The sequence below is a fragment of the Streptomyces sp. NPDC007856 genome (genome assembly GCF_042868225.1).
In the GTDB taxonomy this organism is placed as follows: Bacteria; Actinomycetota; Actinomycetes; order Streptomycetales; family Streptomycetaceae; genus Streptomyces.
Genome location: NZ_JBIAEC010000007.1, coordinates 259138 through 282503 on the forward strand (window position 1 = coordinate 259138; position 23366 = coordinate 282503).

Sequence of the window (23366 nt, forward strand, 5' to 3'; positions counted from 1 at the left end):
TGTCTCGACATGCGTCCATCCGACCGCACGAAACCCCTCGCGAGGCCCTCATGTCATCCTCCCTCACCTGTACGTCCCTCTCCTTCACCTGGGCCGACGGCACCGCCGTCTTCGACGGCCTCGACATCGCCTTCGGGCCCGGCCGGACCGGCCTCGTCGGCATCAACGGATCGGGGAAGTCAACCCTGTTGAAGCTGCTGGCCGGCGAACTCACCCCGGCCGACGGCATCGTCAAGGTCTCCGGCGAGGTCGGCTACCTCCCGCAGAACGTCACCCTGGACACCGCGCTCCGCGTCGACCGGGTCCTCGGCATCGCCGAACGGCGGGCCGCGCTGCACGCCATCGAGGCGGGCGACGCCGCCGAGGAGCACTTCGAGACGCTCGGCGACGACTGGGACGTCGAGGAGCGCGCCCTGGTCACGCTCGGCGAGCTCGGTCTCGGCCATATCGGCCTGGACCGCACGGTCGGCGAGGTCTCCGGCGGCGAGTCGGTGCTGCTGCGGCTGGCCGCACTGCTGCTGCGCCGCCCGGACGTGCTGCTGCTGGACGAGCCCACCAACAACCTGGACCTGTATGCGCGCCGACGGCTGTACCAGGCCGTCTCCGCGTGGCCGGGCATCCTGGTCGTGGTCAGCCACGACCGGGAACTGCTCGACCTGGTCGACCGGATCGCGGAACTGCGCTCCGGCGAGGTCACCTGGTTCGGCGGCAACTTCTCGGCGTACGAGGAGGCTGTGGCCGTCGAGCAGGAGGCGGCCGAGCGGATGGTGCGCGTCGCCGAGGCCGATGTGCGCAGGCAGCGGCGCGAACTGTCCGACGCCCAGGTCAAGCTGGCCCGGCGCAACCGGTACGGGCAGAAGATGTGGGACTCCAAGCGCGAACCGAAGATCGTCATGGGTGCCCGCAAACGCGCTGCCCAGGAGTCGGCGGGCAAGCACCGCATCATGCACGAGGAGCGGCTCGCCGAGGCCCGGGAGCGCCTGGACGAGGCGGTGGAGGCGGTACGGGACGACGACGAGATCCGCGTCGAGCTGCCGTACACGGCCGTACCGCCCGGCCGGCAGGTGCTCACCCTGGAGAAGCTGGAAATGGCCTACCACGCGCGCGTGGAGGGCATCCTCGATCTGCGCGGCCCGCAGCGCGTCGCGCTGGTCGGCCGCAACGGCGCCGGCAAGACGACGCTGCTGCGGACCGTCGCCGGAGAGCTGGCGCCGGTGGCCGGCGAGGCGCGGGTGCATGTCCCGCTGCGTTTCCTGCCCCAGCGGCTGGACGTGCTGGACGACGCGCTGACGGTCGCCGAGAACGTGGCCCGGTTCGCGCCGGACGCCACCAACAACCGGATCCGGGCGCGGCTGGCCCGCTTCCTGTTCAGGGGCGCGCGGGCCGACCAGCAGGCGGCCACGCTGTCGGGCGGCGAGCGGTTCCGTGCGGCCCTGGCCGCGTTGATGCTCGCCGAGCCGGCACCCCAGTTGCTGCTGCTCGACGAGCCGACCAACAATCTCGACATGGCGAGCGTGCGGCAGCTGACCTCGGCCCTGGAGTCGTACGAGGGCGCGCTGCTCGTGGCCAGTCACGACCTGCCGTTCCTGGAGTCGATCGGCATCACCCGCTGGCTGCTGATGGAGGAGGGGGTGCTGAAGGAGATCTCGCCGGACGACATCGAGGCCTCGGCGTAGGACCTGACGTCTCAGGAGGGCCACAGCCTGACACCGGGGGTTTTGTCGTGGCCGGGGCGGATTGCATGATGGCGGACCGGTGCCGTCTCACCGGCACCGGAAAACCGCACCATCGATTCGAAAGGCCCCTCGTGCCCAGCAAGAAGGCCCTCGTCCGCCGCCCAAGCCCCCGTCTCGCCGAAGGCCTGGTGACGCACATCGAGCGGGAGAAGGTCGATGTCGGGCTCGCCGTCGAGCAGTGGGAGGCCTATGTCGAGGCCCTGCGCACGCACGACTGGGAGACGATCGAGGTCGACCCGGAGGACGACTGCCCGGACTCGGTGTTCGTCGAGGACACCGTCGTCATGTACAAGAACGTGGCGTTGATCACCCGGTCCGGCGCGGAGTCCCGGCGCCTTGAGACCGTCGGCGTGGAGGAGGCGGTGGCCCGCCTCGGCTGCTCGGTCAACTGGATCTGGGACCCGGGCACGCTGGACGGCGGTGACGTCCTGAAGGTCGGGGACACGGTGTACGTGGGCCGCGGCGGGCGCACCAACGCGGCCGGTGTGCAACAGGTGCGGGCCGCCTTCGAACCGCTGGGCGCGCGCGTGGTGGCCGTTCCCGTGAGCAAGGTGCTGCACCTGAAGTCCGCGGTGACCGCGCTGCCCGACGGCACGGTGATCGGGCACATACCGAAGGTCGACCGGCCGTCGCTGTTCCCCGGGTTCCTGTCGGTGCCGGAGGAGTCCGGCTCGCACGTGGTGCTGCTCGGCGGGCACAAGCTGCTGATGGCGGCGAGCGCGCCGAAGACCGCGGAACTGCTGACCGATCTCGGCCACGAGGTGGTCACGGTGGACATCAGCGAGTTCGAGAAGCTGGAGGGTTGTGTGACGTGCCTCTCAGTGCGACTGCGGGAGCTGTACGCCTGACGAACGGTCCCGTCCCTGCGACCGCCTCGGGATCCGTATGGTCCGGAGGCCGTCGGCACGTCCGGAAGCGGCCGGCGAACGCGCGCGGCAACACGGCGGGAGGACCCATCCGGCCGTACTGATCAGCGATCTTTACGACAGCCTTAACCTACGGCTTCGTAACCTACGGATTCGTAGCCTACGATCTCGTAGGTTTCCGGCACCGCTCGCCGGACCGCCCCTTTCTCTCCCCCTCCGTTCGGCGTCCCCCTGGAGTTACCGTGACGATCACCTCCCCTCACCTCGGCAGCCCGTCCGCATGGACCGACGCCCGGCTGCTGTTCGCGCTGGAGGAAGTGGTCGAGAAGGAGCTGAACCGGCATCTGAAGATCGCCAAGGACTGGATGCCGCACGAGTACGTGCCCTGGAGCGACGGCCGCAACTTCCCCGGCCTGTTCGAGGACGGGGAGGCCTGGGACAAGGGCCAGTCCAAGGTGACCGAGATCGGCCGTACCGCCCTCGTGGTCAACCTTCTCACCGAGGACAACCTGCCGAGTTACCACCACGAGATCGCCACGCTCTTCGGCCGCGACGGCGCCTGGGGCACCTGGGTGCACCGCTGGACGGCCGAGGAGGGCCGGCACGGCATCGTCATGCGCGACTATCTGCTCGCCTCGCGCGCGGTGGACCCCGACAAGCTGGAGCAGTTCCGCATGGCGCACATGAGCGAGGGTTTCGAGTCCGACAACCGGCACTCGATGCTGCACTCGATCGCCTACGTCGCCTTCCAGGAGCTGGCCACGCGGATCTCGCACCGCAACACCGGCCACCAGTCCGGCGACCCGGTCTGCGACCGCATGCTGGCCCGCATCGCGACCGACGAGAACCTGCACATGGTCTTCTACCGCAACCTGCTGAAGGCCGCTTTCGAACTGGCCCCCGATCTGACCATGCAGGCCGTCCGTGACGTCGTGGTCAACTTCCGCATGCCCGGTCACGGCATCCCCGGCTTCGAGCGGGCCGCCGCGCAGATGGCCATCGGCGAGGTGTACAACCTGCGCATCCACCACGACGACGTGCTGCAGCCCGTACTGCGCTTCCTGAAGGTCATGGAGATCGACGGCCTCGGCCCCGAGGGACGCCAGGCGCAGGAGGAACTCGGCCTGTTCATGGGCGGCATGGACGAGGAGGCCGCCAAGTTCGACGAGAAGCTGGCCGCCCGCAAGGCCCGGATGGCGGCCCGGGCGGGAGCCTGACGCACGCGGGCGCCGGACGCTCGCGGCCGGCCCTTTCGGGAGGACGGGGGCAGGCGGGCGTCGGCGGAAGACGTCAGTGGGACGTGCGGCGCAGGGCGAGGCGCTCCTTCTCGGACAGACCGCCCCAGACGCCGAAGCGCTCGTCGTTGGCCAGCGCATAGTCCAGGCAGGCCGGACGCAGCTCGCACATGGCGCAGATGCGCTTCGCCTCGCGCACCGAGCTGCCCGGCTCGGGGAAGAAGAAGTCCGGCCCGGTCTGCGCGCACAGGGCCTGCGCCTGCCAGGCGTCGTCGGCCGGGGTGATCGTGTCGAAGTGCATGCCCAGGATCGTGCCGCGCGGCGAAAAACATTCGATCAACGCCGGGTCAACGCCGACGGCAGGGCCTCCGGCCGTCCCCGATGATGCTCCCCGGGACCGCACGGGCGCACGGCGGCGCGCGGGGCGCGGCGAAAACCCGATGAACGCACCCGGGCGCCCAGGACGAAGGCGGATCCCTCCGGCGCGTCGCGGCGCTCCGGCAGCGATTGTCAGTGGGGGGTGCCAGACTCGGCAGTGCAGAGGACGGGACCCCTTTCGAGGAGGGCGAAGATGCTCACCACCCGTTTCGTCGACGGCGCTCCGAACTGGATCGACATCGGCACCCCCGACATCGACGGCGCCGTCGCCTTCTACGGCGGTCTCTTCGGCTGGCAGTTCCAGTCGGCGGGGCCGGAGGCAGGAGGCTACGGCTTCTTCCAGCTGGGCGGCAGGACCGTCACGGGCGGCATGCAATCCGGCCCCGAGCAGGGCCCGCCGGCCTGGACGGTGTACTTCCAGAGCGCCGACGCACAGGCCACCGCCAAGGCCGCCGAACAGGCGCACGGCAGCGTGCTGTTCCAGCCGATGGACGTCATGGGCGAGGGACACATGGCGGTTCTCGCCGACCAGGCGGGTGTGCCCTTCGGGATCTGGCAGCCGGGCCGGACCAAGGGCGTGGACGTGGCGAGCGAGCCGGGCTCCCTGTGCTGGGTCGAGCTGTACACCCCGGACATCGCGGCGGCCGCCGCCTTCTACCACCAGGTGCTGGGCCACGAAACCTCCGCCGTGCCGTTCCCCGGCGGGACGTACACGTGCGTCAATCCGGCCGACGGCGGCGAGGACGCGATGTTCGGCGGGGTCGTGCCCCTGGCCGACGACCCGTCCGAGGCCCAGGGCAGCCCGTACTGGCTGCCGTACTTCGAGGTCGAGGACACCGACGCGGTCGTGGACAAGGTCCAGCGGCTCGGCGGAAAGGTGCGCATGCCCGCGACGACCCTGGAAGGCGTCGGCCGCATGGCCAAGTTCGCCGACCCGTACGGCGCCCGCTTCGCGGTGATCAAGAGCCAGGCGCCGCAGGGCTGAATCCGGTCGGCCGGCCGGACCGGAGCCGCACACACGGCGACAGGTCCTCGCGCCGTGGCTAGGCGGACGCCCGTCGTATCAGCGTGGTCGGGAGGATCACGCCACCGACGGGCGCGCCGTCACCCGCCGTGGTTCCGGCCCGGTCGCGGCCGTCGGCCCGGCCGCGGCCGTCGGTCCGGCCACGGGCGTCTGTCCGGCCACGGGCATGCGTGCGGTCGCGGGTTTCCGTCCGGTCGCGGGCTGCCGTCCCATCACGGCGGTCCGTCCGGTCGCAGGCATCCATCCGGTCGCGGCCGTCCGCCCCATCACGGCGGTCCGTCCGGTCGCAGGCATCCATCCGGTCGCGGCCGTCCGCCCCATCGCGGCCGTCCGCCCCATCACGGCCGTCCGACCAGTCGCGGCCGTCCGACCCATCACGACGGTCTGACCGGTCGCGGCCGTCCGACAGACCGCGCAGCAGGAGGCGGGCCATCAGGCGGCCCATTCCCTCGATGTCCTGACGGACCGTCGTCAGTGGCGGGTGGGCCTCCTCGGCGACGGGCAGCATGTCGTCGAAGCCGATCACAGCCACGTCCTCCGGCACCCGCCGGCCGCTCGCGCGCAGCACGCGCAGGGCGCCCAGCGCGGTCAGGTCGTTGGCGGCGAACACGGCGTCCACGTCCGGGCAGCGGTCGAGGAGTTCGCGCATGGCGCGTTCGCCGCCGGCCGGGGTGAAGTCGCTCTCCACCACCAGCCGGGGATCGTCGCCGCCCGGCACCTCGGCCATGACGTCCCGGTAACCGTCGAGCCGGTCCACCGCCGACGTCTGGTCCAGGACACCGGTGAGATGCGCGATGCGTCTGCGGCCGAGATCCACCAGATGCCGTACGGCCGCGCGCGCCCCGCCCCGGTTGTCGCAGTCGACGTACACCACGCCCGGGTCCTGCACCGTGGAGCGAGTGGGGCCGGCCGCGCGGTCCTCCTCGCCCCAGCCGGGCCGTCCGCCGAACACGGTGGGTACGCCGGCGTCGTGGATGAGGCCGGGCAACGGGTCGTCGAGATGCAGTGAGAAGACCAGCGCGCCGTCGACATGGCCCCCGGAGAGATACCGGGCCACGCGCGTGTGATCGTCGCGGCCCTCGGTGAGCAGCAGTACCAACTGGTTGTCGTGTGCGGTCAGTTCCTTGCTGATGCCGCGCAGCTGCAGGGCGAAGAAGGGATCGGCGAAGACCCGGGTCTCGGGCTCGGCGATGACGACCGCGACGGCGTCGTGCCGCTTGGTGACGAGGCTGCGCGCCGCCTGGTTGGGGACGTAACCCAGCTCTGCCACGGCCTGCCGGACGCGCTCGGCCAAGGGTTCGCGCACCCCGTCGCCGCCGTTGACCACCCGCGAGACGGTGGCCCGGGACACGCCGGCGCGCGCGGCCACGGCCTCCAGCGTGGGACGCGACGCTGCCTCGGCCACTTCGGGACTCCTCATCGGCGGTTGCCGGTCAGGATAACCGCGCCGCGGCTCACTTCAGCAGGTCGATCGTCGCGCCCACACCTCGGCGTTCCGCCTCCCGCCAGGCGAGCCAGGCGAGAGCGAGGTCCTGCCAGGGCAGCCCGACAGGGGCGTACACCGTGCGCTGCCGGGCCGCGGTGCGGCCGGGGTGCGCCCCGCTCAGGACGTCGGTGAGGGTGGCGTCGGCGGTGGACCGGGCGAGCCCGGGCGCGGCCAGCGCGCCCATGCGCACGGCGAGTTCGATGTCGTCCACGACGAGGAGCGCGGCGTCCAGCAGGTCCGGGGCGAGTTCCCGCTTGCCGGGCTCGTCGGTGCCGAGGCTCGTGAAGTGCTGTCCGGCACGGGTGTCCGCGAGGGTGAGCAGCGGGGCCCGGGACCAGGTCGCGAGCAGGACTGTGTCCGCGGCCCCGGCCACCGCGCCAGCCGAGTCCAGCACCCGTCCGCCGTGCCGGGCGGCGAAGGCGGCGGCCCGGCCGGAGTCGGTGTCGTGCACGACGAGCCGGCCGGGCGGGCGCTCGATCGCCAGCCCGCGCAGCGTCAATTCGGCCTGCGCACCGGCGCCGATCACGCCGAGCACGCCGTGGCCGGCCGGGGCCAGGAGCGCGGTGCCGAGGGCGGCGGCCAGCCCGGTCCGCCAGGCCGTGACGGTCGCCGAGTCCAGCAGGGCGAGCAGTTCGCCGTCCGTGCCGCCGTGCAGGCAGATCACGCCGCGCAGGGCGGGCCGGGCGCCGGGGAACTTGGCGTTGACCTTCACGGTGTAGGCCTCGACGCCGGGCAGCAGACCGGGAATGAGCGCGGTGGCGGTGCCGGGGAACGGCAGGTCGGTACGGACCCGTTGGCCGGGTACGGCGGTGGCGCCGGCCGTGTGGAAGCCGTCACGGAGGGCGGCGAGACAGGCCGCGGGCTCCAGCACGGCCTCCAGGTCACTTCGGGTCAGGACACGGGTCATCCCGGCATGATCCCCTGGTCCGGGGCCGTTGTCAGTGCCGTGGTGCATGCTGTGATCGGTGGCGGACGGGCGCCACGGTGGACCATGGGGGGAGGACAAGATATGGTCCGCGCACTGCTCTCAGGGCATCGGCTCCTGCCGGGCCCGGCTCGGCTGGACGCGTTTGGGTTCGCCGGGCATCTTCGGGTACTCCGGTGGGTACGGCAGATCGCCCAGGCCGTGGTCGTGTTCTTCGCGGCGGGCCAGCTCCAGCAGGGCGTCCAGGGAGTAGGCGTGGTCGTCCATGTCGGCGTGCACGTCGCCGAGTTCGGCGAAGCGGGCCGGCATGGTGGCGAGGTCGAAGTCGGCGGGGTGGGCCACGCCGACCTCCTCCCAGCGCAAGGGTGCCGAGACGGTGGCGTTCGGGCGGGGGCGTACGGAGTAGGCGGAGGCGATGGTGCGGTCGCGAGCCGTCTGGTTGTAGTCCAGGAAGATGCGGCGGCCCCGTTCCTCCTTCCACCACTTGATCGTCACATGGTCGGGCATCCGGCGTTCCATCTCCCGGCCGACGGCGATCGCGGCGCGGCGCACCTGGGTGAAGGTCCAACGCGGTTCGATCGGGACGAAGACGTGCAGACCCCGGCCGCCGGAGGTCTTCGGCCAGCCGCGCAGCCCGCCGAACTCGTCGAGGACGGCGCGCAGTTCATGGGCGGCGCGGGCCGCGTCGTGATAGTCGGTGCCGGGCTGCGGATCGAGGTCGATGCGCAGTTCGTCCGGGCGGTCGACGTCCGTGGCCCGCACCGGCCAGGGGTGGAAGGTGAGCGTGCCGTACTGGGCGGCCCACACGACGGCGGCCTGTTCGGTGGGGCACATCTCGTCGGCACTGCGGCCGCTGGGGAAGGTGATGTGGGCGGTCGGGATCCAGTCGGGCATGCCCTTGGGGGCCCGCTTTTGGAAGAACCACTCGCCGCCCACGCCGTCCGGGTAGCGCTCCAGGGTGGTGGGGCGGTTGCGCAGCGCGCGCAGGATGCCGGGGCCCACTGCGACGTAGTACTGCGCGAGGTCCAGCTTGGTGAAGCCCCGCTCCGGGAAGAAGACCTTGCCCGGACTCGACAGCCGTACGGTCCGGCCGTCCACCTCCAGTTCCACCGCATCACCCATGCGGCCACGGTAGGCGCACCCCGCACGGCTCGCACACCGGGCGGCACGCGGCGTATGCGAGCAGAATCGAATCCATGGATCTCCCCGTCATGCCGCCCGTCAAGCCCATGCTCACCAAGTCGGTGGCGAAGATCCCGCCGGGGATGCACTACGAGGCGAAGTGGGACGGGTTCCGTTCGATCGTGTTCCGGGACGGGGCCGAGGTCGAGCTGGGCAGCCGTACCGGTAGGCCGTTGACCAGGTATTTTCCCGAGCTGGTGGCGGCGCTGAAGGAGCGGGTGCCCGAGCGGTGCGTGCTGGACGGGGAGATCGTGATCGCGCGGGAGGGCCATCTGGACTTCGACGCGCTGACCGAGCGGATCCATCCGGCCGACTCCCGGGTGCGGATGCTGGCGGAGAAGACCCCGGCGTCCTTCGTCGCCTTCGACCTGCTCGCCCTGGACGACCACTCCTTGCTCGACGTCCCGCTGACCGACCGCAGGGCCCTGCTGGAACGGGCGCTCGCCGACGCGACACCGCCGGTGCATGTGGCGCCCGCGACGACCGACATCGAGGTGGCGCAGCAGTGGTTCGAGCACTACGAGGGCGCCGGGCTCGACGGAGTCGTCGCCAAACCGCTCGATCTGCGCTACCGGCAGGACGAGCGGGTCATGTTCAAGGTCAAGCACGAGCGGACGGCGGATGTCGTCGTGGCCGGGTACCGGTTCCACAAGAGCGGCCCGGTGGTGGGCTCACTGCTGCTCGGCCTGTACGACGATCGGGGGCAGCTCCAGCATGTGGGGGTGTCGGCCGCCTTCGCCATGAAGAAGCGGGCCGAACTGGTCGAGGAGCTGGAGCCGCTGCGCATGGCGGACGTAGCCGGGCACCCTTGGGCGGCCTGGTCGGAGGAAACCGCCCATGAGACGGCCCGGCTGCCCGGCGCGCCGAGCCGGTGGTCCGGAAAGAAGGACCTGTCCTGGGTGCCGCTCCGGCCGGAGCGGGTCGCCGAGGTGGCGTACGACCACATGGAGAACGGGCAGCGCTTCCGGCACACCGCCCGCTTCCGCCGTTGGCGCCCGGACCGCACACCGGAGAGCTGCACCTACGCCCAGTTGGAGGAGCCGGTGCGCTACGACCTCGCGGAGATCCTGGGCGAGAAGGACCGGAGCTGAGCCGGGCGGACCGGGCCTAGGCCAGGCAGGGCCGGCGGGCCGGAGTCCTACGGCTGCATGAGGATCTTGATGGCGCCGTCCTGCTTGTGCTGGAACATGTCGTAGGCCTGCGGTGCCTCGGCGAGCGGCAGCCGGTGGGTGGCGAAGTCGTCGACGCCGAGCGGGTCCTCGTCGGTGAGATAGGGCATGATCTCGTCGCTCCAGCGCCGGACGTTGGCCTGACCCATGCGCAGCTGGATCTGCTTGTCGAACAGGGTGAGCATCGGCATCGGGTCGGCGGTGCCGCCGTAGACGCCGCTCAGCGAGATGGTGCCGCCGCGGCGTACCAGGTCGATCGCCATGTACAGGGCGCTGAGCCGGTCGATGCTGAAGCGTTCCGCGAGGGGAGCGCTGATCTTGCGGGGCAGCAGCCCGGTGGCCGTCTGGGCGAGCTTGGCGGCGGCGCTGCCGTGGGCTTCGGTGCCGACGGCGTCGATCACGGCGTCCGGGCCCCTGCCGCCGGTCTCGTCGCGGATGGCGTGGACCAGCGCCTTCTCGTCGTCGAAGGCCCGCAGGTCGTAGGTCTCCACGCCGTCCCGGCCGGCGCGCGCGAGCCGTTCCGGCACCAGGTCGATGCCGAACACCCGTTCCGCGCCGCGTGCCTTGGCGATCCGGCAGGCCATGTCGCCGATGGGCCCGAGGCCGAGGACGGCGAGGGTGCCGCCGGGCGGGACCGCGGCGTACTCGACGGCCTGCCAGGCGGTCGGCAGGACGTCGGAGAGATAGACGAAACGGTCGTCCGGCGGGCCCTCGGGCACCTTCATCGGCCCGAACTGAGCCTGTGGGACGCGCAGATACTCGGCCTGGGCGCCGGGCACGGCGCCGTACAGGCGGGTGTAGCCGAACAGGGCGGCGCCCATTCCCTCGCCGGTGACCTGGGTGGTCTCGCACTGGGTCGGCAGCCCGGTCAGGCACATCCAGCAATTGCCGCAGGCGATCTGGAACGGCACCACGACCCGGTCCCCGGCCTTGAGGTCCGGCACTCCGGGGCCGACCTCCTCGACGATGCCCATCGGTTCGTGCCCGAGGATGTCGCCCGGGGTCATGAACGGGGTGAGCACCTCGTACAGATGCAGGTCCGAGCCGCACAGTCCGGTGGACGTGATACGGATGACGGCGTCGGTGGGCTCTTCGATCCGCGGGTCGGGCACGTCCTCGACCCGGACGTCCCGCCGCCCCTGCCAGGTGACTGCCTTCATGGGTCCCGCTCCCTCGATCGCGTGGGCGTTTGGCGGTGGCGCACGGGTACCCGCGCCCACCAGCACCGAACCCCTCCTGCCGGACCCCGAACCGCCCACGAAGCGCGCACGTCCGTAAGCGTTCGGGTATGGCCGGCGATGACCCGATGAGCACACAATCGGACACATGAACGCGGTGGCCATGGTGGGCATGAGACACAGAGCGCGCATGCGACGCGGGGCGCTGACGGCGGCGGCACTGGCGGTCTCGCTGACCGCCTCCCTCACGGCCTGCACGCATCACGGCCGGGACGACGGCCGCGCCCAGCGGCACACCCCGGCATCCACGGCGCCGCCGACTCCGGCGCCGTCGGTCGCGGCGGCCGGCTCACCACTCGCCGTGAAGATCGACAACGTGCCCGCGGGCCGCCCGCAGACCGGGCTCGACGCGGCGGACGTGGTGTACGCCGAGCAGGTGGAGGGCGGTCTGAGCCGGCTGATGGCGGTGTACGCGACGAGGCTTCCGCAGACCGTAGGACCGGTGCGCAGCGCCCGCGAGTCCGATCTGGAGCTGCTGCGCCAGTTCCACCGGCCGACGCTCGCCTTCTCCGGCGCCCAGCACAAGCTGCTCCCGCTGATCGACCGGGCGCCGCTGCGGCCGGAGTCCCCCGACGAGGCCCCCGCCGCCTACTACCGGGGCACCGCCAAGGCCGCCCCGCACAACCTGTATCTGCACCCCGCCAAGCTGCTGCCGTCCGCCCCGGGCAAAACAGCGCTGACGACCGGCTTCAGCTACGGCCCGGCCCCGTCCGGCGGCACCCCGACGGCCACGCGCACCGTCCGCTACCCGGCCGCCCGCTTCACCTTCACCTGGTCCGCCGAGCGGCACCGCTGGCTGGTGGCGATGGACGGCACGCCCACGGTGACGACGGTCGGCACACGGGTGGCACCGGCGACGGTCGTCGTGCAGTACGTGAAGATCCGGACCTCCCGCTACCACGACGTGCTGGGCAATCACACGCCGTACACCGTGACGGTCGGCTCGGGGAAGGCCCAGGTGCTGCGCGACGGCCGGTCCTTCGACGCCTCCTGGTCACGGCCGGCCGCGACGGACGGTACGACGTTCACGGCGGCGGACGGCAGCCGGATGAACTTCGCCGCAGGCCAGGTGTGGGTGGTGTTCGCACCGGCGCCGTGAACTGCCGTACGGGACCGGTCAACGCCCGTACCGGCCCGGTCAGCCCCGCGCGGCCAGTGGTTCGGCCGGGTTGCGCAGGCCCTCCGCCGCGTCCGCGACCCGGCGGATCAGATCGAAGAACACGGTCTGTTCCTCGGCGGACAGCGGCGCGAGGAAGACCTGGTTCATCCGGGCGGTGCGTACGGTCAGCTTGCGGTGGACGCGCCGGCCCTCGTCGGTCAGGCGGAGCAGGAAGCGCCGGCCGTCCTCCGGGTCGCGCGCCTTGGTCAGCAGCTCCCGGCGGCCGAGCCGGCTGATGACCTCGGCGATGGTCGAGCGGTCCAGGCCCACCCGCTCGCCCACGGTCCGCTGGTCGAGGCCCGGCTCGGCGACGAGCGCGTTCATGACCGCGAACTGCGGCGAGGTGATCTCCTCGGAGACCATCGTGTTCCACAGCAGGTAGTGCGCCTGCTGCAGCCGCCGGGCCAGGTGCCCGGGATGGGTGGTGAGGTCCACCACGGCCATGTGCGCTCCCTGATCATTTCGTTGGTGCACTGAACAATACCCGCCGATCAGACAGCCTGTCCCCCATGAGGCCTGCGAATAGCCCGTATCTTGACGGATGTCGTCGCCCGGTGGCAGCGTGTGAGACACCTCGCTGAAATACTCAGTGCGCTGATTAATGGCGAAGAGATGAGGCTTCACGGATGGACAAGGTGGTCGCCACGGCCCGTCAGGCGGTGGCCGATGTGCCGGACGGCGCGTCCCTCGCGGTCGGCGGGTTCGGGCTGAGCGGTGTGCCGAACGTGCTGATCCAGGCGTTGTACGAGCGCGGGGTCGGCGGTCTCTCGGTCGTCTCCAACAACTGCGGAGCCATGGAGTCCGGACTCGCGGTACTGCTGGCCGCGGGGCGGATCGGCCGGGTGACCGGCTCGTACATCGGCGGCAACAAGGAGTTCGCCCGGCAGTACCTCGGCGGTGAGCTGGAGCTGGAGCTGATCCCGCAGGGCACGCTGGCCGAGCGGCTGCGCGCGGGCGGCGCCGGCATCCCCGCCTTCTACACCCCGGCCGGGGTCGGCACCCAGGTCGCCGAGGGCGGGCTGCCCTGGCGCTACGACGGCTCCGGCGGCGTCGCGCTGGCCTCGCCGCCGAAGGAGGTGCGGGAGTTCGACGGCGTGGAATACGTCCTGGAGCGCGCCATCCGCACCGACTTCGCGCTGGTCAGGGCCGCGAAGGGCGACCGGCACGGAAACCTGGTCTTCGCCAGGTCCTCCCGCAACTTCAACCCCCTCGCGGCCATGGCGGGGAAGGTCACGATCGCCGAGGTGGAGGAGCTGGTCGAGCCCGGCGAGATCGACCCGGACGCCGTACACCTGCCGGGCGTCTTCGTGCAGCGGGTGGTGGCCCTGACCCCGGAGCAGGCGGCGGACAAGCGGATCGAGCGGCGGACGGTGAGCAGCTGATGGCCTGGACACGCGAGGAGATCGCCGCCCGCGCGGCACGGGAGCTGCGCGACGGCCAGTACGTCAACCTCGGCATCGGCCTGCCGACGCTGATCCCGAACCATCTCCCCCCGGGCGTCGAGGTCGTCCTGGAGTCGGAGAACGGCATCCTGGGCACGGGCCCCTACCCGACCGAGGACCAGGTCGACCCGGATCTGATCAACGCGGGCAAGGAGACCGTGACGGTCCTGCCGGGCGCGTCCTTCTTCGACTCGGCGCTGTCCTTCGCGATGATCCGCGGCGGGCACATCGACGTGGCCGTACTGGGCGCGATGCAGGTCTCCGCCGGCGGCGACCTGGCCAACTGGGCCGTGCCGGGCAAGCTGGTCACCGGGATCGGCGGCGCGATGGACCTGGTGCACGGCGCCCGTCGGGTGATCGTGGTGATGACCCACACCGCCAAGGACGGCTCCCCGAAGATCCTCAAGGAGTGCACGCTACCGCTCACCGGCAAGGCCTGTGTGAACCGCATCATCACCGATCTTGCGGTGGTGGACGTCACCGAGCGGGGTCTCGCCCTGGTGGAGACCGCGCCCGGGGTGACCGCCCACGACGTCGTCGCCCGGACCGACGCCGCACTCACCATCCCGGAGAACCTGCAGTGAACGCAGTCAGCACGGTCTACCTCGTCGACGCCGTCCGCACCCCCATCGGCCGCTACAACGGCGCCCTGGCCTCCGTACGCCCGGACGACCTCGCCGCCCACGCGATCCGCGCACTCCTCGCCCGCACACCGGCTCTGGACCCGGCCCGGATCGAGGACGTCTACTTCGGCAACGCCAACGGCGCCGGCGAGGAGAACCGCAACGTCGCCCGTATGGCCGCGCTGCTGGCAGGCCTGCCGGCCTCCGTGCCCGGCGTGACCGTCAACCGGTTGTGCGCCTCCGGTCTGGAGGCGGTCGTCCAGGCGGCCCGGGCCATCGCCGTCGGCGACGCGCACATCGCCCTCGCGGGCGGCGTGGAGTCCATGACCCGCGCCCCGTATGTGCTGCCCAAGTCCGACCGCGCCTTCCCGGCCGGACACGCCGAGCTGTACTCCACGACGCTCGGCTGGCGCATGGTCAACCCGAGGATGGACCCGCAGTGGACCGTCCCGCTCGGCGAGAGCGCGGAGCTGATCGCCGACAAGCACAAGATCACCCGCGAGCAGCAGGACGAGTTCGCCCTCGCCTCGCACCGCAAGGCGGCCGCCGCCCAGGAACAGGGTCTGTTCATCGCCGAGTTGGCGCCCGTCCCCGTCCCGCAGCGCAAGGGCGAGCCGGTCTCCTTCGCCGCCGACGAGTGCGTACGGCCGGACGCCTCGCTCACCGCGATGGCCGAGCTCAAGCCGTCCTTCCGGACGGACACCGGCACCGTGACCGCGGGCAACGCCTCCCCGCTGAACGACGGCGCCGCCGCCCTGCTCCTCACCGACGAGGAAGGGCTGAAGGCGACCGGCCGCGAACCGCTCGCCCGGATCTCCGCGACCGGGGTGTCCGCGACCGACCCGCACTACTTCGGGCTCGCCCCCGTCGAGGCCGTCAACCGTGCTCTCGCCAAGGCGGGCAAGGGATTCGACGATCTGTCGGTACTGGAGCTGAACGAGGCCTTCGCCGCCCAGGTCCTCGGCTGCCTCGCCGAATGGCCCGAGTTCGACCCGGCGGTCCTCAACCCCCAGGGCGGCGCCATCGCGCTCGGCCACCCGCTCGGTGCCTCCGGCGCCCGGCTCGCCGGCACCGTCGCCCACCAGCTCGCCCGTCGCGGCTCCGGCACCGGCGTGGCCACCCTCTGCATCGGCGTGGGCCAGGGCCTCGCCCTCGTTCTCGAACGCTGACCTCTAGGACGTCCCATGACTCTCACCCAAGCCGGCATCGACCTCGAAATCGCCGCCGAGCACGCCGCGTACGAGAAGCGCGTCACCGACGGCGCCGCCGTCGAGCACCATCCGCGCCGCGACTACGCGCCCTACCGCTCCTCCGTACTGCGCCACCCCGAGCAGCCCCTGGTCGCCATCGACACCGCCCGGGACCCGGAGCTGATGGAGCTGCGCTCCCCCGCCTTCGGCGAGCGCGACATCACCGGGATCGACAACGACCTCACCCGGCACCACCGCGGCGAGCCGATCGGCGAGCGGATCACCGTCTCCGGGCGGCTGCTGGACCGCGCCGGGCGCCCGGTGCGCGGCCAGCTCATCGAGATCTGGCAGGCCAACTCGGCCGGGCGCTACGCCCACCAGCGCGAACAGCACGACGCCCCGCTCGACCCGAACTTCACCGGATTCGGCCGCACCCTCACCGACGCCGAGGGCCGCTACCACTTCACCACCATCCAGCCCGGCCCCTATCCGTGGCGCAACCACGTGAACGCCTGGCGCCCGGCCCACATCCACTTCTCGGTGTTCGGCACGGCGTTCACCCAGCGGCTGGTGACGCAGATGTACTTCCCGAACGACCCGCTGTTCCCGTACGACCCGATCCTGCAGTCGGTGACGGACGACGCGGCCCGGCAGCGGCTGGTCGCCACCTACGACCACGGCCTGTCGGTGCCGGAGTTCTCGCTCGGCTACCACTGGGACATCGTGCTGGACGGCCCGGCCGCCACCTGGATCGAGGAAGGACGCTGACCGCCATGACGAAGATCGACACGAGCAGCCCGGAGCAGGTGCTGCCCACCCCGTCCCACACGGTCGGCCCCTTCTACGGCTACGCCCTGCCCTTCCGCGGCGGCGAGGAGATCGCCCCGCTCGGCCACCCGGACACGATCACCGTGCACGGGTACGTCCTGGACGGCGCCGGCGAGCCGCTGCCGGACGCGCTCGTGGAGCTGTGGGGGCCGCGCCCCGACGGCACGGTGCCGCAGGTGGACGGCTCCATCCGGCGCGACCCGGCCACCGGCGGGTACCTCGGCCGCAACGGCGTGGAGTTCACCGGCTGGGGCCGCGTCCAGACCGACGCGAACGGCCACTGGTACGCGCGCACGCTGCGTCCCGGCGCGCGCGGCGGCAACGCGCCGTACCTCAGCGTCTGCGTCTTCGCGCGCGGCCTGCTCGTCCACCTGTTCACCCGTATCTACCTGCCGGGCGACGAGACCGCGCTGGCCGCCGACCCGCTGCTCACCCGGGTGGGCGACCGGCGCGACACGCTGATCGCCGCCGAGGAGGGCCCGGGCGCCTACCGTTTCGACATCCGCCTTCAGGGCGAAGGCGAGACGGTCTTCCTGGAGTTCCAGTGACACCTGCGTCCCCTCCGTGCTCCGAGTCCGGCCTGCTCGCACCCGAATGGGCCCGGTCGGGCGCCGCGTCCGAGACGAGCGACCACGCGTATCTGCGGGCGCTGCTGGACGCCGAGGCCGCGCTGACCCGGGCGCAGGCCGCGCTGGGCCTCGCCCCGGCCGAGGCCGCGACGGCGGTGACCGAGGCGGCCGCCTTGGACCGGTTCGACCTCCGCGACCTCGCCGCGCGGACCCCGGCCGGGGGCAACCCGGTCATTCCGCTCGTCGCCGACCTGACCAAGGTGGTCGGCGAGGAGTACGGCGCCTACGTCCACCGGGGCGCCACCAGCCAGGACATCCTGGACACGGCGACCATGCTGGTCGCCGTGCGCACCCTCGGCCTGGCCCTGGCCGACCTGGGCCGTACCGAACGGGCGCTGGCCGGACTCGCCGCCGAGCACCGGGAGACGGTGATGCCGGGACGGACGCTCACCCAGCACGCCGTACCGACCACGTTCGGGCTGAAGGCCGCCGGGTGGCGCGCGCTGGTCCTGGACGCGCGCGACCGCGTCACCCGGGTACGGGACTCGCTGCCCGCCCAACTCGGCGGCGCGGCTGGGACCTTGGCGGCCTTCCGGGCCTACGGCGCCCAGGACGCCACCGCGCTGACGGCTGCGTACGCCCGCGAAGTCGGCCTTGCCGCACCGGCGTTGCCCTGGCACACGCTGCGGACGCCGATCGCGGACCTGGCGGGGGGCCTGGCCTTCGCGGCGGGGGCGCTGGGCAAGCTCGCCGTGGATGTGCTGACGCTGTCGCGCACCGAGATCGGTGAGGTGAACGAGGGCAGCGGCGGCGGCTCGTCGGCCATGCCGCACAAGGCGAACCCGGTGCGCGCCACGCTCCTCCTGGCCGCCGCCCGGCGTGCCCCCCAGCTCGCGGCCACGCTGTACGGCTCCGTCGCCGCCGAGGACGAGCGGCCGGCCGGCGCCTGGCACGCCGAGTGGGAGCCGCTGCGCGAGCTGCTCCGGCTGGTGGGCGGCTCGGCCGCCCACGCGGCCGAGCTGGCCGAGGGCCTGCGCGTGCACCCCGCCGCGATGCGCCGGAACGTCGGCCTCACCCGGGGCCTGATCGTGTCCGAACGGCTGTCCGCCGCCCTCAGCCCCGTCCTCGGTCGTGCGCGTGCCAAGGAGCTGCTGACCGAACTGGCCCGCCGCGCCCACACCGAGGACCGCCCGCTACGCGAACTCCTGGCCGAACAGGTGGAGTTGAAGGACATCGACCTGGACGACCTGTGCGCCCCGGCCCACTACACCGGCTTCGCCGGAACTCTCACCGACCGTGCCCTGGAGCGACGTTGACCGAGAAACTCCTCAACCACCTCGTAGAAGGCCCCGCTTCGGCGCCCCCGCTGCTGCTCGGGCCGTCGCTCGGCACCTCGTACGCCCTGTGGGACGCGCTCGCGCCCGAGCTGTCGGCGGCCCACCGCGTGGTGCGCTGGGACCTGCCCGGCCACGGCGGGTCGGCGCCGGAGCTGATCGGGCCGGGCGCGACCGTCGGCGACCTCGCCGCGCTGGTGCTGGCCCTCGCCGACGCGCTCGGCATCGACCGGTTCGCCTACGCGGGCGTCTCCCTCGGCGGCGCCGTCGGCCTCCACCTGGCCGTGCACCACCCCGACCGGCTGACCTCCCTGGCGGTCATCTGTTCCTCCGCCCACTTCGGCGGCGCCGCGCCCTGGCGGGAACGGGCGGACCGGGTGCGCCGGGAAGGCATGGAGTGGCTGGTGGAGAGCGCGGACGCGCGCTGGTTCACGCCCGGGTTCACCGTGCCGAGGCTGGTGCGGGACCATCGGGAAGCCGATCCGGAGGGGTACGCCGCCTGCTGCGACGCGCTGGCCGCGTTCGACCTGCGCGACCGGCTCGCCGGCATCGTCGTACCGACGCTGCTGGTGGCGGGCAAGCAGGATCCCGCGACGCCGCCCGCGCATCTGCGGGAGATCGCCGACGCCGTGCCCCGGTCCACGCTGGTGGAGCTGCCCGGCGCCTCCCATCTGGCCCCGGCGCAGTGCCCGCGGGCCGTGCTGGCCGCGCTGCGCACCCAGCTGGACGGATTCCCGGCGAGCGGGATGGTGGTGCGCCGCGAAGTGCTGGGCGACGCGCACGTGGACCGGGCGCAGGCTCGGCAGACCCCGTTCACCGCCCGGTTCCAGGACTTCATCTCCCGCTACGCCTGGGGCGAGATCTGGACCGATCCGACGCTGTCCCGGCGCGAGCGCAGCATGATCACCCTGACCGCGCTGGTCGCCCACGGCCACTACGACGAACTGGCCATGCACGTCCGGGCGGCGCGCCGCAACGGGCTGACGCCGCAGGAGATCGGCGCGGTGCTGCTGCAGACCGCCGTCTACTGCGGGGTGCCGGCCGCCAACTCGGCGTTCGCGACCGCCCAGCGGGTCCTCGCCGAGGAGGAGGGGGACACCGGGGGCTGAGGGTGACCCTGCCGGTCGTAGCTTCGACAGCACCCCCCTCGCGGCGCCCGGCCGTGCCTAGGGTGGCAGCATGTCCACCATTCTGATCACCGGCGCCACCTCCGGACTCGGCCGCTACGTGGCCTTCGAACTGGTGCGGTCCGGCCATGTCGTCCTCGCCCACGGCCGGGACCGGGACCGCACCGAGCGGCTGGTCGCGGAGCTGCGCACCGAGGGCGATGCGGAGGGCTTCGTCGCCGACCTGGCCCGCCTCGCCGAGGTCCGCGAGCTGGGCGCACGGGTCGCCGAGGCGCATCCCGACCTCGATGTGCTGATCAACAACGCGGGGGTGGGCGGCGGTACGCCCGGCTCCGGGCGGGAGCTGAGCGCCGACGGGCACGAGCTGCGGCTCGCCGTGAACTATCTCGCGCCGGTCGTCCTCACCCGGTCCCTGCTGCCGGTCCTGCGGAACAACGCGCCGGCCCGGATCGTGAACGTCGGCTCGGCCGGCCAGGAGCCCCTCGATTTCACCGACCCGGAACTCAGCCGCGGCTACAGCGGGATGTCGGCGTACTGCCGCAGCAAGTTCGCCCTCGCCGCGCACACCTTCACGCTCGCGGAGGAACTCGGGGACAGCGGGGTGTCGGTGAACGTCCTGCACCCCGCCACCTTCATGGACACGGCGATGGTCCGCGAGAGCGCCATCGCCCCGTGGCACTCGGTCGCCGACGGCGCACCCGGTGTACTGGCCCTGGCCACCGAGGAGTTGGGCAGCGGCGGCTACTTCGACGGCACCCGGCGGGCCCGGGCGCACGAGGAGACGTACGACCCGGAGGTACGCAAGCGTCTGGCGGCGGTCACGGAGCAGCTGCTCACGATGTGAGGTCCGCCGCGGGGCGCTAGCGCAGCCCCTGTCCCGACGCCAGCGCCGCCCTCGCCTGGGCAGCCAGCCCATCGGCACCGCAGGCCCGGGCGAGGTCCAGGCCCCGGCCCAGTTCGGCGACGGAGCGGGCGGCGATGCCGTACTCGACGCGGGCCGCCGCGTGTTCGTACTGGCAGGGCGAGGCCTCCAGGTAGGTGACGGCCTGGGCGGCGAGCTGGACCGCGCGCCCGCCGGTCTCCAGGGCGGCGGCGCAGCGCAGGGCCTCGCCGATGGCGGTGTCCGTGCCGAAGCGTTCGGCCTGCCGGCGGGCGTCGGCGGCGAGCTGTGCGGCGCGTGCCGGGTTCCGGTCGGCGAGGGCCTTGGCGAGGTCGATGGACCAGGGCGAGAGGACCGGGTTGTGGCCGCCGCGCGAGGCGGCGATCTTCTCGGCGGCCTCCAGCTCGTGGACGCCCTCCTCGGTACGGCCGACGGCCAGCAGCAGCCGGCCGCGCACGCAGCGGATGTCGGGCAGCACGATCGTGGAGGGGTAAGGCGGCGCGAAGCCGTACTGTTCGGCGATCGACCAGGCCTCGTCGACGCGGCCGCGGGCGAGCAGGGTGTCGACCAGTCCGCAGGTCGCCGACCAGTACAGCGGCAGGCGGCGGCCGACGCGCTCGGCGAGGACCAGCGCCTCGCGCAGGGTGGACTCGGCATCGCGCAGCCGGCCCTGCCTGCGGTAGGCGAGCCCGAGGAAGGCGTTGGCGAGGGAGAGATGGCCGCCGCGCCAGCCGGCACTCGTGTAGACGCGCAGGGCCTCGGCGAAGAGGCTCTCGGCGCGGTCGAGCCGGTCGGAGTAGGCGTACGCGCTGCCGAGCATCATCAGCAGCTCGATGCCCCACTCGGGGTCGGTCCAGCCGAGGCCGGGGGCGAGGCGGCCGTTGACGAGGGCGCGGTCGCACAGTCGGAGCACCTCGTCGGCGCTCTCGCCGTGGGTCATGGCGTCGAAGCCGCGCAGGATGAGCAGGGCGCGTTCGGCGTTGTCGCGTCCGGTGCAGGTGCTCGCGAGTTCCGCGAGGCGCCGGGAGCGGGCCGGGGAGACGGTCTCGCCGTGGATGCCCTCCCACATGAACTGCACGGCCTGCAGCCGCATCCGCACGGGGCCGGGTTCGTGCCGGGCGGCCTCGGCCTCGACCGTGCGGACGGCCTCCTCCAGCTGGTCGTTGTGGATCAGCGCCTGGGAGAGCCGGACCACCGCGTCGACCCGCCGCTCGCCGTCGAGGCCGGGCAGGCCGAGGGCGAACTGGAGGTGGTCGATGGTGACGGCGGGTGCCGTGAGCAGGCTGGCGCAACCCAGTTCGTACAGGACGTGGGCGTGGACCTCGGGGAGCGGCGGCTCCCGCAGGGCGCGTTCGAGGCAGGTGCGGGCCGCGTCGGGCGCGCCGACGGCGAGGTGTTCGCGGGCGGCCTCGCGCAGTTGCTCGACGAGTTCCTCGTCGCCGTCCGGGTGCACCTTCAGCAGGTGCCGGGCGGCCTGGGCGGCGCCGCGTCCCAGCTGGGTGATGATCTGGGCGGCGACGCCGTGCATGGCGGTGCACACCCCGGACGGGATGGAGTTGTAGACGGCGCTGGCGATGAGCGGGTGGACGAACTCCAGCTCGCCCTCCTCGCGTTCGGCGCCGGCCATGGGGTCGGGTTCGGTGAGGATGCGGGCGGTGCAGAGCAGTCGGGCGCAGTGCCGGGCGACGGTCTCGTCCATGGTGGCGAGGCGGGCGACCATGTCGACGGTGATACCGGTACCGAGGATGGCGGCCGCCCAGGCGAACTGGGTGGCCTCCAGGCCGAGCCCCTTGAGCCGGTCGACCAGTCCGCCGCCGCGGGCGGCGCGGTTGAGGGCGCGCAGTTCACCGGCCCGGGCCTCGACCGGCTGCAGTTCGCTGTCCTGCACCCTGGCGAGGAGTTCGGTGGTCTCGTAGGGGTTGCCCGCGGTGACGGCCCAGACCTCGCGGCAGAACGCGTCGTCCGCGTGGCGGCCGAGGGTGGCACGGGTGAGCCCCGCCGCCGCGTCGGGCGTGAGGGCGCTGAGGTTGTTGACGGGGCGGGCCGCGGCGGCGGCCACCGCGTCGAGGTGGCGGGCGCCGTCGCCGCTGACCTCGCCGGGGCGGCGGGCGACCACGACGAGGACGGAGAGGTCGTCGAGGCGCTCGGAGAACGCGGCGAGCCAGCGCAGGGTCTCCTGGTCGGCCCAGTGCGCGTCGTCGATCAGCAGCACCAGCGGCCACTCGCGGCGGGCGAGCCGGCGCACCGCGGCGACGAGTCCGTCGCACACGTACTGCGGGTCGGCGCTGCCCTCCTGCGGGTCCGCTATGCCGAGGGCGGGTCCGGCGATGTCGTACCAGTCGCCGAGGTACTCGCGGGCCTCCTCGGGCAGTAACGACAGCAGGGCCGGCTGCAGGAGCTGCCGTACCACGTTGAACGGGACGGACTTCAGGGTCTCCGCGCCGCGCGCGGACCACACGGCGCAGCCGCGGCGTTCGGCGATGCGGCGTGCCTCGGCCAGCAGCGCGGTCTTGCCGAATCCCGCCTCGCCGCGGAAGACCAGCAGACTGCCCGCGGACAACTGGTCGGCGCACAGGAGGTCGAGTGCCTGTGCGACGGTGGCGATCTCCGCGTCCCGCTCCCACAGGGAAGCCGAGGCGGCCGTCGGCGGCCGTTCCTCCGTCATCCCGTTACCTCCCCAGGTCGCCCGAATGACGTACAGAACCTGAGCGTAGCCCTCCGCTGGGAGGTGTGGTGGCCGGTCGGGGCAGCTCTTGCCCCGACGGGTGAAAGCGGGCGCGGGCGGGCGACGCACACCCGGCCCGAAGGGCCGGTCAGCAGCGGACGAGGCGTCAACCATGGTCGGCACGAGGCCAGTTGCCACTGGTCGCCGTTTCCGCTCGCGCTGCCGCGACGGCGTCCGCCCCGAGGACGCGTCGGCGACGCTCACCCTGCTGACGGCCCGGACGGCCCTGACGGTCGCGGACGCGGTGCGG

The 23366-nt window shown here is 72.6% G+C and carries 20 protein-coding genes and 1 pseudogene; 14 read left to right on the forward strand and 7 right to left on the reverse strand.

Going from position 1 to position 23366, the window contains the following annotated elements; translation table 11 throughout:
* The first annotated feature begins 50 nt into the window (after positions 1 to 50).
* The 3 genes from ACFYOH_RS19230 (at position 51) to ACFYOH_RS19240 (ending at position 3819) form a co-directional block, all read left to right on the forward strand.
* The gene (locus ACFYOH_RS19230) at positions 51 to 1676 is read left to right on the forward strand and encodes an ABC-F family ATP-binding cassette domain-containing protein (protein WP_388626978.1); all 1626 of its coding nucleotides are present in this window, start codon (positions 51 to 53) and stop codon (positions 1674 to 1676) included.
* 131 nt (positions 1677 to 1807) lie between these two features.
* Positions 1808 to 2584, forward strand: a complete 777-nt coding sequence (gene ddaH / locus ACFYOH_RS19235) for a dimethylargininase (protein ID WP_388626979.1) — start codon at positions 1808 to 1810, stop codon at positions 2582 to 2584.
* A 260-nt stretch (positions 2585 to 2844) separates the two neighbouring features.
* Positions 2845 to 3819 carry an acyl-ACP desaturase gene (locus ACFYOH_RS19240; protein WP_388626980.1) on the forward strand — a complete coding sequence of 325 codons (975 nt, stop codon included), beginning with the start codon at positions 2845 to 2847 and terminating at the stop codon, positions 3817 to 3819.
* Between the two features lie 73 nt (positions 3820 to 3892).
* On the opposite strand, the gene ACFYOH_RS19245 is transcribed toward ACFYOH_RS19240, so the two are convergent.
* Entirely contained in the window at positions 3893 to 4138 is a 246-nt protein-coding gene (locus ACFYOH_RS19245; RefSeq protein WP_388626981.1) for a WhiB family transcriptional regulator, read from the reverse strand.
* Between the two features lie 270 nt (positions 4139 to 4408).
* Between ACFYOH_RS19245 and ACFYOH_RS19250 the strand changes: the two genes are divergently transcribed.
* Positions 4409 to 5200, forward strand: a complete 792-nt coding sequence (locus tag ACFYOH_RS19250; RefSeq protein ID WP_388626982.1) for a VOC family protein — start codon at positions 4409 to 4411, stop codon at positions 5198 to 5200.
* A 445-nt stretch (positions 5201 to 5645) separates the two neighbouring features.
* Here the strand turns inward: ACFYOH_RS19250 and ACFYOH_RS19255 are convergent.
* The 3 genes and pseudogenes from ACFYOH_RS19255 to ligD all read right to left on the reverse strand — a co-directional run.
* Positions 5646 to 6644: pseudogene (locus ACFYOH_RS19255) on the reverse strand (LacI family DNA-binding transcriptional regulator); the annotation flags it as partial.
* A 49-nt stretch (positions 6645 to 6693) separates the two neighbouring features.
* Positions 6694 to 7632 (reverse strand): ornithine cyclodeaminase family protein, encoded by a 939-nt coding sequence (locus ACFYOH_RS19260; RefSeq protein WP_388626983.1) that lies wholly within the window; start codon positions 7630 to 7632, stop codon positions 6694 to 6696.
* Positions 7633 to 7752: 120 nt separating this feature from the next.
* The gene (gene ligD, locus ACFYOH_RS19265; RefSeq protein ID WP_388626984.1) at positions 7753 to 8772 is read right to left on the reverse strand and encodes a non-homologous end-joining DNA ligase; all 1020 of its coding nucleotides are present in this window, start codon (positions 8770 to 8772) and stop codon (positions 7753 to 7755) included.
* Between the two features lie 74 nt (positions 8773 to 8846).
* On the opposite strand from ligD, the gene ACFYOH_RS19270 reads away from it, so the two are divergent.
* The gene (locus ACFYOH_RS19270; RefSeq protein ID WP_388626985.1) at positions 8847 to 9923 is read left to right on the forward strand and encodes an ATP-dependent DNA ligase; all 1077 of its coding nucleotides are present in this window, start codon (positions 8847 to 8849) and stop codon (positions 9921 to 9923) included.
* Between the two features lie 47 nt (positions 9924 to 9970).
* Here the strand turns inward: ACFYOH_RS19270 and ACFYOH_RS19275 are convergent, their stop codons facing one another.
* Complete coding sequence (locus ACFYOH_RS19275) at positions 9971 to 11161, reverse strand: zinc-dependent alcohol dehydrogenase (RefSeq protein ID WP_388626987.1); 1191 nt, start codon at positions 11159 to 11161, stop codon at positions 9971 to 9973.
* A 190-nt stretch (positions 11162 to 11351) separates the two neighbouring features.
* Between ACFYOH_RS19275 and ACFYOH_RS19280 the strand changes: the two genes are divergently transcribed.
* Positions 11352 to 12338, forward strand: coding sequence for a DUF3048 domain-containing protein (locus ACFYOH_RS19280; RefSeq protein ID WP_388626988.1), 987 nt, complete (start codon positions 11352 to 11354; stop codon positions 12336 to 12338).
* A 39-nt stretch (positions 12339 to 12377) separates the two neighbouring features.
* Here the strand turns inward: ACFYOH_RS19280 and ACFYOH_RS19285 are convergent, their stop codons facing one another.
* Positions 12378 to 12842 (reverse strand): MarR family winged helix-turn-helix transcriptional regulator, encoded by a 465-nt coding sequence (locus ACFYOH_RS19285; RefSeq protein WP_388626990.1) that lies wholly within the window; start codon positions 12840 to 12842, stop codon positions 12378 to 12380.
* A gap of 182 nt (positions 12843 to 13024) precedes the next feature.
* On the opposite strand from ACFYOH_RS19285, the gene ACFYOH_RS19290 reads away from it, so the two are divergent.
* The 8 genes from ACFYOH_RS19290 to ACFYOH_RS19325 all read left to right on the forward strand — a co-directional run bounded on the left by ACFYOH_RS19290 (position 13025) and on the right by ACFYOH_RS19325 (position 20355).
* Entirely contained in the window at positions 13025 to 13780 is a 756-nt protein-coding gene (locus ACFYOH_RS19290) for a CoA transferase subunit A (RefSeq protein WP_388626991.1), read from the forward strand.
* Positions 13780 to 14424 (forward strand): CoA transferase subunit B, encoded by a 645-nt coding sequence (locus ACFYOH_RS19295; RefSeq protein ID WP_388626993.1) that lies wholly within the window; start codon positions 13780 to 13782, stop codon positions 14422 to 14424. The genes ACFYOH_RS19290 and ACFYOH_RS19295 overlap by 1 nt, the downstream gene beginning before the upstream one ends.
* Positions 14421 to 15632 carry a thiolase family protein gene (locus ACFYOH_RS19300; RefSeq protein ID WP_388626995.1) on the forward strand — a complete coding sequence of 404 codons (1212 nt, stop codon included), beginning with the start codon at positions 14421 to 14423 and terminating at the stop codon, positions 15630 to 15632. The genes ACFYOH_RS19295 and ACFYOH_RS19300 overlap by 4 nt, the downstream gene beginning before the upstream one ends.
* A gap of 15 nt (positions 15633 to 15647) precedes the next feature.
* A complete protein-coding gene (gene pcaH / locus ACFYOH_RS19305) occupies positions 15648 to 16421 on the forward strand; it encodes a protocatechuate 3,4-dioxygenase subunit beta (RefSeq protein WP_388626997.1) in 774 nt (257 codons plus the stop codon).
* Between the two features lie 5 nt (positions 16422 to 16426).
* On the forward strand, positions 16427 to 17029 hold the full coding sequence (gene pcaG, locus ACFYOH_RS19310) for a protocatechuate 3,4-dioxygenase subunit alpha (RefSeq protein WP_388626998.1): 603 nt from the start codon (positions 16427 to 16429) through the stop codon (positions 17027 to 17029).
* A complete protein-coding gene (gene pcaB / locus ACFYOH_RS19315) occupies positions 17026 to 18366 on the forward strand; it encodes a 3-carboxy-cis,cis-muconate cycloisomerase (protein WP_388626999.1) in 1341 nt (446 codons plus the stop codon). Before pcaG ends, pcaB begins: the two co-directional genes overlap by 4 nt.
* Positions 18363 to 19493, forward strand: coding sequence for a 3-oxoadipate enol-lactonase (pcaD, locus tag ACFYOH_RS19320; RefSeq protein WP_388627000.1), 1131 nt, complete (start codon positions 18363 to 18365; stop codon positions 19491 to 19493). The genes pcaB and pcaD overlap by 4 nt, the downstream gene beginning before the upstream one ends.
* A gap of 70 nt (positions 19494 to 19563) precedes the next feature.
* Positions 19564 to 20355, forward strand: a complete 792-nt coding sequence (locus ACFYOH_RS19325) for an SDR family NAD(P)-dependent oxidoreductase (RefSeq protein ID WP_388627002.1) — start codon at positions 19564 to 19566, stop codon at positions 20353 to 20355.
* 16 nt (positions 20356 to 20371) lie between these two features.
* Here ACFYOH_RS19325 and ACFYOH_RS19330 read toward each other — a convergent pair whose 3' ends face one another.
* Positions 20372 to 23056 carry an ATP-binding protein gene (locus tag ACFYOH_RS19330; RefSeq protein ID WP_388627003.1) on the reverse strand — a complete coding sequence of 895 codons (2685 nt, stop codon included), beginning with the start codon at positions 23054 to 23056 and terminating at the stop codon, positions 20372 to 20374.
* Between the last annotated feature and the right edge of the window lie 310 nt (positions 23057 to 23366).